This is a genomic window from Sphingomonas sp. DMC6 (assembly GCF_056314225.1).
On the sequence record NZ_JBQUYT010000001.1, the window covers coordinates 373,029 to 387,022 of the forward strand.

At 65.9% G+C, this 13,994-nt stretch carries 13 protein-coding genes; 4 read left to right on the forward strand and 9 right to left on the reverse strand.

The annotated features are described in order from the left end of the window. Positions 1–30: 30 nt before the first annotated feature. A complete protein-coding gene (mazG, locus tag ACT53M_RS01580) occupies positions 31–783 on the forward strand; it encodes a nucleoside triphosphate pyrophosphohydrolase (protein ID WP_476231006.1) in 753 nt (250 codons plus the stop codon). An 11-nt stretch (positions 784–794) separates the two neighbouring features. Here the strand turns inward: mazG and hflX are convergent, their stop codons facing one another. The 7 genes from hflX to dusB form a co-directional block, all read right to left on the reverse strand. Next, positions 795–2,084, reverse strand: coding sequence for a GTPase HflX (gene hflX / locus ACT53M_RS01585; RefSeq protein ID WP_476231007.1), 1,290 nt, complete (start codon positions 2,082–2,084; stop codon positions 795–797). A 7-nt stretch (positions 2,085–2,091) separates the two neighbouring features. Continuing rightward, complete coding sequence (hfq, locus tag ACT53M_RS01590; RefSeq protein ID WP_476227995.1) at positions 2,092–2,613, reverse strand: RNA chaperone Hfq; 522 nt, start codon at positions 2,611–2,613, stop codon at positions 2,092–2,094. 96 nt (positions 2,614–2,709) lie between these two features. Then, complete coding sequence (gene ntrX, locus ACT53M_RS01595) at positions 2,710–4,089, reverse strand: nitrogen assimilation response regulator NtrX (protein ID WP_476231008.1); 1,380 nt, start codon at positions 4,087–4,089, stop codon at positions 2,710–2,712. Next, entirely contained in the window at positions 4,086–6,338 is a 2,253-nt protein-coding gene (locus ACT53M_RS01600; protein ID WP_476231009.1) for a sensor histidine kinase NtrY-like, read from the reverse strand. The genes ntrX and ACT53M_RS01600 overlap by 4 nt, the downstream gene beginning before the upstream one ends. 58 nt (positions 6,339–6,396) lie before the next feature. Next, entirely contained in the window at positions 6,397–7,845 is a 1,449-nt protein-coding gene (ntrC, locus tag ACT53M_RS01605) for a nitrogen regulation protein NR(I) (RefSeq protein ID WP_476231010.1), read from the reverse strand. Continuing rightward, positions 7,842–8,951: a two-component system sensor histidine kinase NtrB gene (locus tag ACT53M_RS01610; RefSeq protein WP_476231011.1), complete on the reverse strand. Its 1,110-nt coding sequence runs from the start codon at positions 8,949–8,951 to the stop codon at positions 7,842–7,844. The genes ntrC and ACT53M_RS01610 overlap by 4 nt, the downstream gene beginning before the upstream one ends. Continuing rightward, complete coding sequence (gene dusB, locus ACT53M_RS01615) at positions 8,927–9,925, reverse strand: tRNA dihydrouridine synthase DusB (RefSeq protein ID WP_476231012.1); 999 nt, start codon at positions 9,923–9,925, stop codon at positions 8,927–8,929. The genes ACT53M_RS01610 and dusB overlap by 25 nt, the downstream gene beginning before the upstream one ends. A gap of 120 nt (positions 9,926–10,045) precedes the next feature. Between dusB and ACT53M_RS01620 the strand changes: the two genes are divergently transcribed. Beyond that, a complete protein-coding gene (locus tag ACT53M_RS01620) occupies positions 10,046–11,200 on the forward strand; it encodes a bifunctional 2-C-methyl-D-erythritol 4-phosphate cytidylyltransferase/2-C-methyl-D-erythritol 2,4-cyclodiphosphate synthase (protein WP_476231013.1) in 1,155 nt (384 codons plus the stop codon). Between the two features lie 54 nt (positions 11,201–11,254). Further along, entirely contained in the window at positions 11,255–11,785 is a 531-nt protein-coding gene (locus ACT53M_RS01625) for a CinA family protein (protein ID WP_476231015.1), read from the forward strand. On the opposite strand, the gene ACT53M_RS01630 is transcribed toward ACT53M_RS01625, so the two are convergent. Then, entirely contained in the window at positions 11,716–12,207 is a 492-nt protein-coding gene (locus ACT53M_RS01630; protein ID WP_476231017.1) for a type II toxin-antitoxin system RatA family toxin, read from the reverse strand. The genes ACT53M_RS01625 and ACT53M_RS01630 overlap by 70 nt on opposite strands. Then, positions 12,207–13,139: a lipoyl synthase gene (gene lipA / locus ACT53M_RS01635; RefSeq protein WP_476231019.1), complete on the reverse strand. Its 933-nt coding sequence runs from the start codon at positions 13,137–13,139 to the stop codon at positions 12,207–12,209. The genes ACT53M_RS01630 and lipA overlap by 1 nt, the downstream gene beginning before the upstream one ends. Positions 13,140–13,269: 130 nt before the next feature. Between lipA and ACT53M_RS01640 the strand changes: the two genes are divergently transcribed. After that, positions 13,270–13,899: a carbonic anhydrase gene (locus tag ACT53M_RS01640; RefSeq protein ID WP_476231020.1), complete on the forward strand. Its 630-nt coding sequence runs from the start codon at positions 13,270–13,272 to the stop codon at positions 13,897–13,899. The last annotated feature ends 95 nt before the right edge of the window (positions 13,900–13,994 follow it).

The following is a 13,994-nucleotide window of genomic DNA, read 5'->3' on the forward strand; positions in this document are numbered from 1 at the left end:
CCGTCCTCCGAATCTTCGGGAGAACGCGCCATGACCAGCCCCAGCGGCATCGAACGCCTTGTCGCCATCATGGCGCGGCTGCGCGATCCGGAGCGAGGCTGCGAGTGGGATACGGTGCAGACCTTCGCCTCGATCGCGCCCTATACGATCGAGGAAGCCTATGAAGTCGCCGACGCGATCGAGCGCGAGGCGATGGACGAGCTGAAGGACGAGCTCGGTGACCTGTTGCTGCAGGTGATCTTCCACAGCTGCATGGCCGAGGAAGCGGGACATTTCGCCCTGCCCGACGTCGTCACCTCGATCAGCGACAAGATGGAGCGGCGGCATCCGCATATCTTCGGCGATGTGGCGGAGGGCGGCCATCATCTGTGGGAAGCGATCAAGGCCGAGGAACGCGGTGCCAAGGGCGCATCGAGCGCGCTGGACGGCGTGGCGATCGGCCTGCCGGCACTGCTCCGCGCCGAAAAGCTGCAGAAGCGGGCGGCACGCACCGGCTTCGACTGGCCCGACCCGGCAGGCGCCCGCGCGAAGATACTGGAGGAGCTGGACGAGGTGGAAACAGCGGTGGACGACGCCCATCGCGCCGAGGAAGTCGGCGACCTGCTGTTCGCGGTGGCCAACTATGCCCGCAAGCTGGGCGTCGAGCCCGAAGCGGCACTGCGCGCGGCCAACGGCAAGTTCGAGCGGCGTTTCCGCGCGATGGAAGATGCCGCCGGAGAAGTGTTCGTCGGTCTAAGCCTCGACGAAAAAGAAGACCTTTGGCAGGTGGTGAAACGGGGCTGAGGCTTGGGGCCCTACCCCCGCGTCGCGAAGCGCTCGTAATCGCGTGGCGCCATCCGTACTTCGTACACTGCTTCCTCGCCCTCGATATGCTGATCGAGCACTTCGCCGTGCTGGTGCAGCCAGGCCGCGGCCGCGCCGTCGGCGGGGTCGAGCCGTAGCGTGTAGCGGCGGTGCCCCTCCGTCAGTCGCGCTGCGACGGCTTCTACGAGCGCCTCAACGCCCTCCCCGGTCATCGCCGAAATCGGCATCACGTCGCTGCGCCGCGCTGCGATGGCGATCAGTTCGTCGCGCGCCTCGCCTTCGAGCAGGTCGAGCTTGTTCCACGCCTCGAACCGGGGCGTCGCTTCCGACACGCCGATCTCGCCCAGCACCTTCTCGACATCGGCACGCTGCGCCTCGCTGTCGGGATGGGCGACGTCGCGGACATGGATCAGCAGGTCGGCCGACACCACTTCTTCCAGCGTCGCCTTGAACGCCGCCACAAGCTGCGTCGGCAGCTCCGATACGAAACCTACCGTGTCCGACAGGATCGCCTTGTCGATACCGGGCAGCGACACCTGCCGCAGTGTCGGGTCCAGCGTTGCGAACAACAGGTTTTCCGCCATGACGTCAGCGCCGGTCAGGCGATTGAAAAGCGTGGACTTTCCGGCGTTGGTATAGCCGACCAGCGCCACCACCGGCCACGGCGCCCGCTGGCGGCGTTCGCGGTGCAACGTGCGGGTGCGGCTCACCTGATCGAGCTCGCGCTTCAGCCGCGCCATGCGGTCGCGGATCAGCCGGCGGTCGGCCTCGATCTGGGTTTCACCAGGGCCGCCGAGAAAGCCGAAGCCGCCGCGTTGCCGCTCGAGGTGAGTCCAGCTGCGCACCAGCCGGCCCGCCTGATAATCGAGATGCGCCAGTTCGACCTGCAGCCGTCCCTCGGCCGTGCGGGCGCGCTCGCCGAAGATTTCGAGAATAAGACCAGTGCGGTCGATGACCTTGCAGCCAAGCGCAGTTTCCAGATTGCGCTGCTGCACCGGCGTCAGCGCGGCGTCGAACACCGCCAGTTGCAATTCCTGATCGCGCACCGTTTCGGCCAGCGCCTCGACCTGACCAGAGCCGATCAGCGTGCCGGGCTTGGGCTGGCGGAGCTTCACCGCCGCCTTTTCGCGCACCTCCACGCCGATCGCCGCGGCGAGGCCGGAGGTTTCCTCCAGCCGCGCCTCGGCATCGCGCGCGCTTGCGCCCATATCGGGATAGACGACGAGCGCCCGTGCGCCCCGTGTGAATTCGTCGGGGTCGCGCTCGAAACCAGTGCTCATGCAGGCGTCAATCGCCGTCGCCGCCGTTGGTTTCCTCGGCCAGGTTCAGCGGGTGTGCCGGCTGGATGGTCGAAACGGCGTGCTTGTAGACCAGCTGGGCCTGGCCCTCACGCTGGAGCAGCATGCAGAACAGGTCGAACGCCGCGATCTGGCCCTGCAGCATCACGCCGTTTACCAGGAACATGGTGACGGGCTCCTGCGCCTTGCGCACGGCATTCAGGAAGATTTCCTGCAGCACCGGGTTCTTGTGCTGGAACTCGCCAGCGGCGTCGAGCAGCGCAGTCAGGTCGATCGGGCCGGAGGGCATGATCGTCGAAATGGCGTGCTTGTAGACAAGCTGCGACTGGCCGTCGCGGCGGAGCAGCACCGAAAAATTGTCGAACCAGGTCACGATCCCCTGGAGCTTCACGCCCTTCACCAGGAACATCGTTACTGGCGCCTTCGACCGGCGCAGCGAGTTGAGGAACAAGTCCTGAAGCGAGGTCTGCTTTTCGGCCACCGTCGCACTCCTTCTAATTCTTGGCGGGATTTGCCCGCGGTGCGCCGTTCCCGGCGTCGGGGTGGCGCCACCTTGGCGCCGGCACGCAATCTAGGGTTTTCGGGGCCGGGCGTCCATAGGCAGCGCTCAGTCGTCGCGCGTGTCGGTAATGCCCAGCAGCTTCAGCTTGCGGTGCAACGCCGATCGCTCCATGCCGATGAAGCTGGCCGTCCGCGAGATATTACCCGAGAAGCGGCGAATCTGGACGCGCAGATATTCGCGCTCAAAGCTTTCGCGCGCTTCCTTGAGCGGTGCGCCCATGATCGCGCTGGAGCCGACCCCGCCGCCGGCGTCTGCCGTCCGGCCCAGCACTTCGGGGGGCAGCAGGTCCAGGTCGATGCGGCCGATCCGGTCACCGGGAGCGAGGATGACCGTGCGTTCCACCACGTTGCGCAACTGGCGGACATTGCCCGGCCATTCATAGCTTTGCAGCGCCACCATGGCGTCGGGTGCTATTTCGGGCGTCGGCACGCGGCGTTCGGAAGCGTAATGCGCGACGAAATGCTCGACGAGCACCGGGATGTCTTCGCGCCGGTCGGTGAGCGGCGGAATGCCGACGGGTACCACGTTCAGGCGGTAATAGAGGTCTTCACGGAAGCGCCCGGCGGCAATCTCTGCCATCAGGTCGCGCGAGGTGGCGGAGACGACGCGCACGTCCACCTTCACGGTCCGCGTGCCGCCGACGCGGCTGAAGCTCTGGTCGGTCAGCACGCGCAGGATGCGGGCCTGGGTTGCGACCGGCATATCGGCGATCTCGTCCAGAAACAGCGTGCCGCCATGCGCCTGTTCGAGCAGGCCGGTGCGGACCAGATCGCCGCCCTCTTCCACGCCGAACAATTCTTCCTCGACGCGCTCGGGCGTCATCCGCGCGGCACTGACGATCACGAAGGGCGCATCGGCACGCTGACTCCAGCCATGCAGCAGCCTTGCGGCAATTTCCTTGCCGACGCCGGGACCGCCGGTGATCAGTACGCGGCTGCCCGTCGACGCGACGCGCTTCAAGGTGGCGCGCACGGTGTTGATGGCGCTCGAAGCGCCGGTCAGGTCGGTGCTGCGGCCGGCCGAGGCGCGCAGCGACGCGACTTCGCGGCGCAGCCGTTCGGTTTCGGTCGCGCGTTCCACCATGAACAACAGGCGGCCGGCCTCGAACGGCTTTTCGATAAAATCGGCCGCGCCGCGGCGGATGGCGGCGACGGCGGTGTCGAGATTGCCGTGCCCAGAGATCACCAGCACGGGAATGGAGGAATCGCGCCGCTTGATCTCGTCCAGCAATTCCAGCCCGTCGAGCCGCGATCCCTGCAGCCACACGTCGAGCAGCACCAAGCTGGGGCGACGCTCCGCGATCGCTTCCAGTGCGGAGTCGCTGTCGGCGGCGGCGCGGGTGGCATAGCCCTCATCATCCAGCACGCCCGCGACCAGCTCGCGGATGTCGCGTTCGTCGTCGACGACAAGGATATCGAGGCTCATGACTTGTTTCCGGTTCTGGTAAGGGCGGCGGGTCGCGGGTCATTCGCGCCCGGCGCAGGTTCTTGCGTGGCGATGCCGGCAAGCATCGTAGTATCGAAGCAAAGCGTGACGCACGTGCCGCCACCGGGCCGATCGCCGAACGCGATCGTGCCGAAATGTTCCTCCACGATCTTCTTCACGATCGCGAGGCCGAGCCCGGTGCCACGGCTGCGTGTGGTCATATAGGGCTCGACAATGCGGTCGCGTTCGATCGGAAGGCCGACGCCATTATCCTCCAGCGTCAGCACGACCTTGCCCTGCTGCCCGGTGATGGCGAGATGGACTTCACCCGGATCGACGGCCTCCCCATCCCGCGCCTCGATCGCTTCGACGGCGTTCTTGACGATGTTGGTGAGGGCCTGGCCGATCTGCCTGCGATCGCACACCAGCAACGGCGCCGGGTCCGGCGTGTCGAGCGTGAAGCGGATCGCCGGGTGGGCGACTTCGTGCAGAAACATCGACTGGCGGGCGATGTCGAGGAGCGATTCCTGGCGGAACAGCGGCTTGGGCATACGCGCGAAGGAAGAGAATTCGTCGACCATCCGGCGCAGGTCGCCGACCTGCCGGATGATCGTGTCGGTCAGCCGCGCGAACACGCCGTCGCTTTGGTCGACCTGCTTGCCATAGCGGCGCTGGAGCCGCTCGGCGGCCAGCTGGATCGGCGTGAGCGGGTTCTTGATTTCGTGCGCAATGCGGCGGGCGACGTCCGACCAGGCGGCGCGGCGCTGGTCGTTGAGCTGCTGGGTGATGTCGTCAAAGGTCAGCACCTGCCCGCCTTCGTCGGACGTCACCTTCACTGCCAGCGTCCGCGCCTCGCCTTCGGTCTGGACCTGCACGATACCTTCCCGATCGCCGCTGTTGAGCAGCGCTTCCAGCTCGGGCGCGACGGCGGCGAGCGGGCGCCCGACAGGGTCTTCGGTGCCATGATGGAGCAGCGCCTTGGCGGACTCATTGATCAGGCGGACGTTGCGCTGCGCATCGATCGAGATGACGCCCGCCGATACCCCCGACATCACTGCCTCGATAAGGGCGCGGCGGCTGTCGAGCTGGGCATTGGCGGTCACCAGCGCATTGGTCTGGTCCTCCAGTCGTTCGGTCATGCGGTTAAAGGCACTGCCCAGCGTGGCAAGCTCGTCGCCGGTCCGGCTGACCGGCACGCGCGCAGTCAGGTCGCCGCGGGCCACTTGCCGTGCCGCGCCCACCAATGCGTTCACTGGCCGCACCAGGCGGTCCGCAACCGCGATCGCCGCGAAAACCACGACGCCGATCACCAGCAACGAAATGACGAGCAGCGCGATATTGAATCGGATTTGCAGATATCGCGTGCGTTCGAGGAGCGATGAATAGTCGGTCAGGACGCTCTTCACCTGCGTCAGCCGGTCCGCCATTTCCTGCGCCCCGGTTTCGCGGGTCGCATAGAGATAATATTCCGTGCCGATCACGCGGGCCAGCGAGTAGGTCCGCTTTGCGTTGGTTCCGACAACGCTCTGGGTGCTCGCCTGGAGTTTCTTCACGTCGTCGAAACTGACATCGGCCATCGGGTTGCGATCGGAATTCTTGACGATGGCGATCGTCCGCACTTCCCCGTTGGAAGCGATGGTGAACAACACCGCGTTGGAAAGACTCCGCTGCCACACATCCTGCGCGAAGGTGTTTACGAATTCGCGGCTCTCCGGCGACCAGTGATAATCGAGGAGCATAGTCCGCAAATCATTCGCCATGGCGACATTCTCATTGTCGACATAGCTCATCAGCGCCTTGTAGGACGCCGTTGCGAGTTGCTGCGAATTGTCGATCATCGCGCGGGTGCGCGGCGAGAACCAGAACTGCGCGCCATATTGGAACAGCAGCGACGCAATCACGGCGAGCAGCACCGTCGGCACGCTCGCCAAAATCGAGAAAATCGCCACCAGTCGCACATGGAGGCGCCCATCGCCCCCTGCGGCGGAACGCGAAGCGCGCCGGCGCGCGATACGGCGGCCGGCGAGCACGATCAGCGATCCGAAAGCGAGCAGATTTGCGACCAGCAGCAGCGCCACCAGCGGCGGCGTGAGCAACTGCTCCGAATCGCTGCGACTGGACACCGCGAAATAGGTGCTGGCAGCCACAGCTATGGCAATTGCGAGCAGGCCGAGTTCGATGCCGGGCGTTACACCGAACCGCCTTGGGGGCGATGAAACCTCAGCAATCGGCTCGACCAGTCTAGACATCGTTGCCCGAATACAACGCTTGCGTGGCGTAGAAAACACATATTTGCGCAGTCCGTCGTCAGGCCGTGCCGTCCGGACGCCCGTTCCCCACATCGATGCCCAACGTATCGAGCCGCTTGCGCAGCGTATTCCGGTTGATGCCGAGCGCCCGCGCGGCCCGCAACTGGTTGTTCTGATGGCGTGCCAGCATCATTTCGATCAGCGGCCGCTCCACTTCGCCGATAATGCGGTCATACAGGGTACCGTCATCCAGCGTCCGCGGCTCTTCGATCGCGATCCGCTCCAGCCGGGCGCGGATCGCTGCCTCGATGCCAGCATCATAGGCCACAGGTGCCGCGACACCCGGTTCTCCCAAGGCCCGCCGCAAGGCTGCCGCGTCGATCCACTCGTCACGCGAAAGCGCGGCCATGCGGCGCATGAGGTTTTCCAGCTCGCGGACATTGCCCGGCCAGTCGAGCTTTTCGAGCAACATCACCGCGTCTTTGTCGAGCTGTTTGCGCGGCAGTCCGTCTTCGGCGGCGCGGTCGAGGAAGTGGCGTGCCAGTAGCGGAATGTCCTGGCGGCGATCGCGCAGCGCCGGCAGACTGATCGGAACGACGTTCAGGCGGTAGAAGAGATCCTCGCGGAACTGGCCGAGCTGCACCAGTTGCCCAAGATCCTTGTTGGTCGCGGCAACGATGCGGACATCGGCACGGATCGTCCGCGCACCGCCCACGGTGGTGAACTCGCCAGACTGCAACACGCGCAGCAGCCGGGTCTGCGCGTCCATCGGCATGTCCCCGATTTCGTCGAGGAACAGCGTGCCCCCGGCAGCCTGCTCGAACTTGCCCGCCACCCGGGTCTGCGCCCCGGTAAAGGCCCCGCGTTCGTGGCCGAACAATTCGGCCTCGATCAGCTCGCGCGGGATCGCAGCCATGTTGAGCGCGACGAACGGCGCGCGCCGACGCGGCCCCAGATCGTGGATCGCCCGCGCGACCAGTTCCTTGCCCGTACCCGATTCGCCCGAGATCAGCACGGTCAGGTCGTTGGCGACAACCCGCGCGATCACCCGATAGACTTCCTGCATCGCCGGCGAGCGGCCGATCAGCGAATGGCCGCCGCCCTGATCGGCATCGGGCAGATCGGCGGGGCGCCGCCGCCCGCGCGCCATCGCGCTCTGCACCGCATGGGTCAGCGCATCGAGGTCGAACGGCTTGGGCAGATAATCGAACGCGCCGACTTCGGTCGCCCGCACGGCCGTCGCCAGCGTGTTCTGCGCCGAAAAAACGATGACCGGCAGGCTGGGATGTTCGCCGAGCAGGCCCGATACGACATCGAGCCCGTTACCGTCCGGCAGCACCACATCGGTGACGAGCACATCGGGTAGCCCTGTAGCAAGTGCGCGGTGCAGCTCGGCGATGCTGGCGGCGGTGACGACGCGATGCCCCTCGCGCTTCAGCGCCGCCGCGACGACGGTACGGATGGCGGCATCGTCATCGACGACCAGAACGGATCCGGGGCTGTTCATGCATTGGCTCGCGGCAAAAGGATTCGGAAAACGGTGAGTTCGGGCTCGCGCTCGCGGGCATATTGAATGATGCCGCCCATAGCGCGCACCAGCTTTTCGACGAGCGGCAGGCCCAGTCCCTTGCCCTCCGGTTTGCCGGAAACGAACGGTTCGAACAGATGCTCGGCAATATCGGCGGGAGCGCCGGGCCCGTTGTCCATCACCAGAATCTCGATCGGCAGCGGCCGGCGGGGCTGGCCTGGCCCGGCGCTGACCGACATGCCGTGGCGATAGGCAGTCGACAGGATGATCCGCGGCTGCGCGAGCCCGCCAAGCGCCTCGGCCGCGTTCTTGAGCAGGTTCAGCAACACCTGCAGAAACGCGTCGTGGTCGAGCAGCACGTCGGGCAGCGAGGGGTCGAACCGCTCCTCGATCACCATGCCGCGCGCGAAGCCGGCCAGCGCCACGCGGCGGGCATGATCGAGCAGCGGATAGACGTTCGTGGGTACCAGCTTCAACGGCCGGGTGTCCGTGAAGTCCTGCATCCGGTCGATCAGCGCGGCGATGCGGTCGACTTCGGTGGTGATGAGGCGCGTGAGCTCGCGGTGCGTTACGGCATCGCTGTCGCCTTCCAGCAACTGCGCAGCGCCGCGAATGCCGGAGAGAGGATTCTTGATCTCGTGCGCGAGCATGGCGGCCGCGCCCACGGCGGCGCGGGCACCGGCGCTGCGGTCCATCCCCTGCGCCAACCGCCGTGCCTGGGGGGCGTGATGCAGCGTGACGATACGCCAGCCCGGATGATCGGCCACCTGGGTTTCGAGGAAGTCAACGCGGAGACGGGCGCCACGAACCGCCTCGATCTCGGTATCGAACGCGGCAAACCCCCGCCCGTCGCGCCGCTCCGAATAGTCCTCGGGCGGAAGCAGAACAGCGTCGTACGGCTGCCCGATCATCGAGGTTTCGCTATGATTCAACAGCGTTTCGCAGGCGGAATTCGCATGCGCTATGCGCCCGTCCGGGTCGATGACGAGCACGGCGAGCGGCAGCGCACCGAACAGCTCGCCGAAATTCGGACCGCCGGCCGGGCGCGGCTTGGCGCGCCTCAGGCCGCCGCGCGGGAAAGCCACGGGCCGTAAAATTCTGCGAGCATGTCGAGCACCTTCACCGCATCGGCGACCTGGTTCACCTTGTTGCGGAACTCTGCCGAGCCCGGCAGCCCCTTGGTGTACCAGCCGAGGTGCTTGCGCATCATGTTGACGCCCACCTCGTTCCCATAGTGACTCAGTGTATCGACATAATGATCTATGATAACACGATATTGTTCTTCAACGGACGGTTCGGGCCGTTCGCCCTTTCCGGTCAGGGCGTCCATCACCTGGCGCAGGATCCAGGGCTTGCCATAGGCACCGCGCCCGATCATCACACCGTCGGCGCCCGACTGGCGAAGCGCCTCGCGGGCATCCTCGACCGAACAGATGTCGCCATTGACGATAACCGGGATCGTCACTGCGTCCTTCACGCGCCGAACAAAGCTCCAGTCGGCGCTGCCGCGATACATCTGGTTGCGGGTGCGGCCATGCACCGTCACCAGCTTGCAGCCGAGATCTTGCGCAATCCGCGCCAGCTCGGGCGCGTTGAGGCTGTCATGGTCCCAGCCCATCCGCATCTTGACCGTCACCGGCACGCGCACGGCATCGACGCAGGCCCGGATGATCGCCCCGGCATGGTCCAGATCGCGCATCAGCGCCGATCCGGCATCGCCGTTCGTCACCTTGCGGACCGGGCAGCCCATGTTGATGTCGATGATCGACGCGCCGCGATCCTCGTTGAGCTTCGCCGCCTCGCCCATTTCATAGGGCGTGCAGCCGACCAGTTGCATCGACACGGGCTCCTCGATCGGATCCCAAGCAGCCTTCTGGATCGACTGGCGCGTCTCGCGGATCGCCGCCGCGCTGGCGATCATCTCGGTTACGTTGAGGCCCGAGCCATAGCGCCGCACCGCGCGGCGGAACGGCAGGTCGGTCACGCCGGTCATCGGTGCAAGCAGCACCGGCGCTTCGACCCGAACCGGGCCGATCTGGATGGGGGCGAGTTCGCTCATCATTCTGCCTGAAAATTAAGCAGCGCATGTAGCGTCGCCGCGCGTCCGGGGCAAGGCACGAGATTGGGAAGGTCCGCGAGCCCCTACCCCTTCGCATTCAACTCGTCTAACGGCGCAGCCATGACGCCGCATCGTACCGCCGCCATCCTTGTTGCCGCCGGCAGCGGCACCCGCGCCGGCGGCAACGTCCCCAAACAATATGCGCGTCTCGGCGGCATACCTGTCGTGGCGCGCGCCCATGCCGCGCTGGCGGCACATCCGGCGATCGACCTGGTGCTGACGGTGATCGGCGCCGGCCAGTCGGACCTGCTGGCCGGAGCGCTGGGCGAGGTGCCCTTCGTCACCGGCGGCGCGACGCGGCGGGAGTCGGTCCATGCCGCGCTCACGGCGCTGGCGGGCAAGGGCTTTACTCGCGTGCTGATCCACGACGCCGCCCGCCCCTTCCTCCCGGCGCGGGTGATCGACGACCTGCTGGCTACGCTGGACGCCCATGAGGGCGCGATCCCGGCGCTGCCGGTGGCCGACACGCTGGTCCGCTTCGACGGGCTAATCGGCGACACGGTCTCGCGCGAGGGGGTGTACCGGGTTCAGACGCCGCAAGCCTTTGTGTTCGACGCGGTGCTGGCGGCGCACCGGCAATGGCCCGCCGATCGCGAAGCGACGGACGACGCCCAGATGGTCCGCGATACCGGCCATGAAGTCACTCTCGTCCCCGGAGACGCCATGCTCGAGAAGATCACCCACCCCGCCGACTTTGCCGCGGCCGAGGCGCGGCTGGCCGCGACCATGCGGGTACGCACGGCCACCGGCTATGACGTGCACCGCTTTGCCGAGGGTGAGGCATTGTGGCTGGGCGGCGTCCGCATTCCCCACCACCAGGGGCTTTCGGGGCATAGCGACGCGGATGTTGCGTTGCATGCTATCACCGACGCGCTGCTCGGCACGATCGGGGACGGCGATATCGGCATGCATTTTCCGCCGAGTGACCCGAAATGGCGCGGTGCCGCCTCCGCGCGGTTTCTCGAACATGCGGCGTCGCTGGTGGCTGCCAAGAGCGGCATTATCGACTTTGTCGACCTGACGCTGATCTGCGAGGCGCCCAAGATCGGCCCGCATCGCGAGGCGATCTGCGCCTCGATCGCGGCGATTCTGGGGCTGCGCAGCGATCAGGTGAGCGTGAAGGCGACCACGACCGAGCGGCTGGGCTTTACCGGGCGGGGCGAAGGCATGGCGGCGCAGGCGATTGCGACCATCCGCATACCGGAAACGGCCTGACCGCCGATGAACAGACTCGAAACGTCCCCAAGACGGTGGCAAGGCGAGTAAGCCATGGATACGATTCTTCCTCCCGAACTCGTCGATGCCGCCCGTAAGGTGCTGGAAGCGAACCGCGCCGCCGGTCGCCGTATCGCGGTTGCGGAAAGCTGCACCGGCGGGCTGGTCTCGACCGCGCTGACCGAACTCCCCGGCTCGTCCGATGTGTTCGAGGCGGGCTTCATCACCTATTCGAACGACGCGAAGATGGACGTGCTGAAGGTGAGCCTGGACGTACTCGAAACCTTCGGCGCCGTTTCGATTGCCGTTGCCTGGAGCATGGCGCAGGGCGCGTTGCAGCGTACCAATGCCGATGTTGCCGTGGCGATCACCGGCATTGCCGGTCCCGATGGCGGCAGCGAGAAGAAGCCTGTCGGCACGGTGGTGTTCGCCCAGGCAATCCGCGGGGCGGACCCCAAGCATGTCGTCGCCGATGCGCGACTGTTCGAGAATAACGGTCGCGGCGGCGTGCGTCTTCAGGCGGCGTTGTGTGCGCTCGACTTGTTGATGCCGTCACCCGAGCCCGACGCCGAGCCAGAGGCATAAAGCTGCGCTGCGCGATCCTCGAACGCCTGGATCATCTTGCGGAGCGCGCGGTCGAACACCTGGCCGGCGAGCATCTCGAACACCCGGTTCTTGAACGCGAAATCGACGCAGAAATCGACATAGCAGCCGCCCTGCCCGTCGGGGCGGAACTTCCAGTCGTTGGTCAGGTGCTTAAGCGGCCCGTCGACATAATCGACATGCACGCTTTCCGGGCGCACCTTGGCCACGCGCGAGGTGAAGGTCTCGCGCAGACTCTTGAAGCCGACGATCATGTCGGCAACCACTTGCGATTCAGTATCAGATCGAACCCGCATCGCGCTGACCCAAGGGAGAAATTCTGGGTAGCGCGCAACATCGGCGACCAGATCGAACATCTGTTCCGGCGAATAGGGCAGCTGCCGGGTTTCGCTGTGCTTGGGCATCAGGCCTTGGCGCTCGCCTTGGCCAGCTTGGCTTCACGCGCCGCGCGCATCTCGGCAAAATCCTCACCGGCATGGTAGCTGGAACGAGTGAGCGGCGACGAAGCAACCTGCAGGAAGCCTTTGGCCCGGGCGATCGCGCCATAAGCCTGGAATGCCTGCGGCGTGACGAACTCTTCCACCTTGGCATGCTTCGGCGTCGGCTGCAGATACTGGCCCATCGTCAGGAAATCGATGTCGGCGGAGCGCATATCGTCCATCACCTGATGGACTTCCAGCCGCTGCTCGCCGAGGCCCAGCATGATGCCCGATTTGGTGAAGATCGACGGATCGAGGCGCTTCACCATCTCGAGCAGCCGCAGCGAGGCATAATAACGCGCACCGGGGCGGATGGTGGGATAGAGCCGGGGCACCGTCTCCAGATTGTGATTATAAACGTCCGGCCGCGCGGCAACGATCGCCTCGACGGCCGCCTCATGCTTGTTGCGGAAATCGGGCGTCAGGATTTCGATGGTGGTGGTCGGGCTCGCGCTGCGGATCGCCTCGATCACCTTCACGAACTGGCTCGCGCCGCCATCGGCCAGGTCATCGCGGTCAACGGAAGTGATGACGATATGCTCCAGCCCCATCTGCACGGCAGCTTCCGCGACATGCATCGGTTCCAGCGGATCGACCTTGCGCGGCATGCCGGTCTTGACGTTGCAGAAGCGGCAGGCGCGCGTGCAGACATCGCCCAGGATCATGACCGTGGCGTGTTTCTTCGTCCAGCACTCGCCGATATTCGGGCAGGCCGCCTCTTCACAAACGGTGACGAGGTTCTTGGAGCGCATCAGCGCGCGGGTCTTGGCAAAGCCTTCCGACGTCGGCGCCTTGACGCGGATCCAGTCGGGCTTGCGGACGCGCTCCGGGCGCGACAGCGGAGTCTGCTCGTTCATGGCCGGCAGATAGAGCGCCGCGCGGCGTTTCGCCAGCCCCGGAAATTGCAACTTGCGCAACCGCTGGCGAAAGCGCCCGGGCGTTCCGGTGGCGGTCGACAAGGTGGACGACCCGGGCTAGGCCGACGAGATGGCAGGATTTGACGCACTGGTTTCTGGCTATCACCGGTTCCGCACCCAAGGCTGGCGCTCGCAGCGCGAACGCTGGGCCGAGCTGTCCGAGGGGCAGAATCCACAGGTGATGGTGATCGCCTGTTCAGACAGCCGGGTCGATCCGGCGCAGATCTTCGATACGTCGCCCGGCGAGATCTTCGTGGTGCGCAACGTCGCCAATCTGGTGCCGCCGTTCGAGAGCGGCGGCGGCCGCCACGGTGTGTCGGCGGCGCTGGAGTTTGCGGTGACGCAGCTTGAGGTGCCGGAGATCGTCGTGATGGGGCATGGCGCCTGTGGCGGCGCCCATGCCGCGCTGACCCGTCGTTTCGCCGATGCGGAAAATGGCGAGGGCGGGTTCATCGCCCATTGGGTCGACATGCTCGACGGTGCACGCGACCGGATTGTTGCCGAATATGGCGAAGGGCCTGCAGCCGTTCGCGCGATGGAACAGGAAACCGTGCGGGTCTCGATCGCCAATCTGCGGACCTTCCCTTTCGTGCCGGAGCGCGAGGCGGCCGGGCGGCTGAAGATCCATGGCGCCTATTTCGCGATTGCCGACGGCGTGCTCCACCTGATGCAGCAAGACGGCAGCTTCGCCCCCGCGTGAACGGCGCATGCGCAGGAATTTGATGCCGACGGGGCGCCCCCGCGCTTGATCTTTGCTGCGTGTTGGTGTCTCGCGGTCGCACATCAATCGAGAGG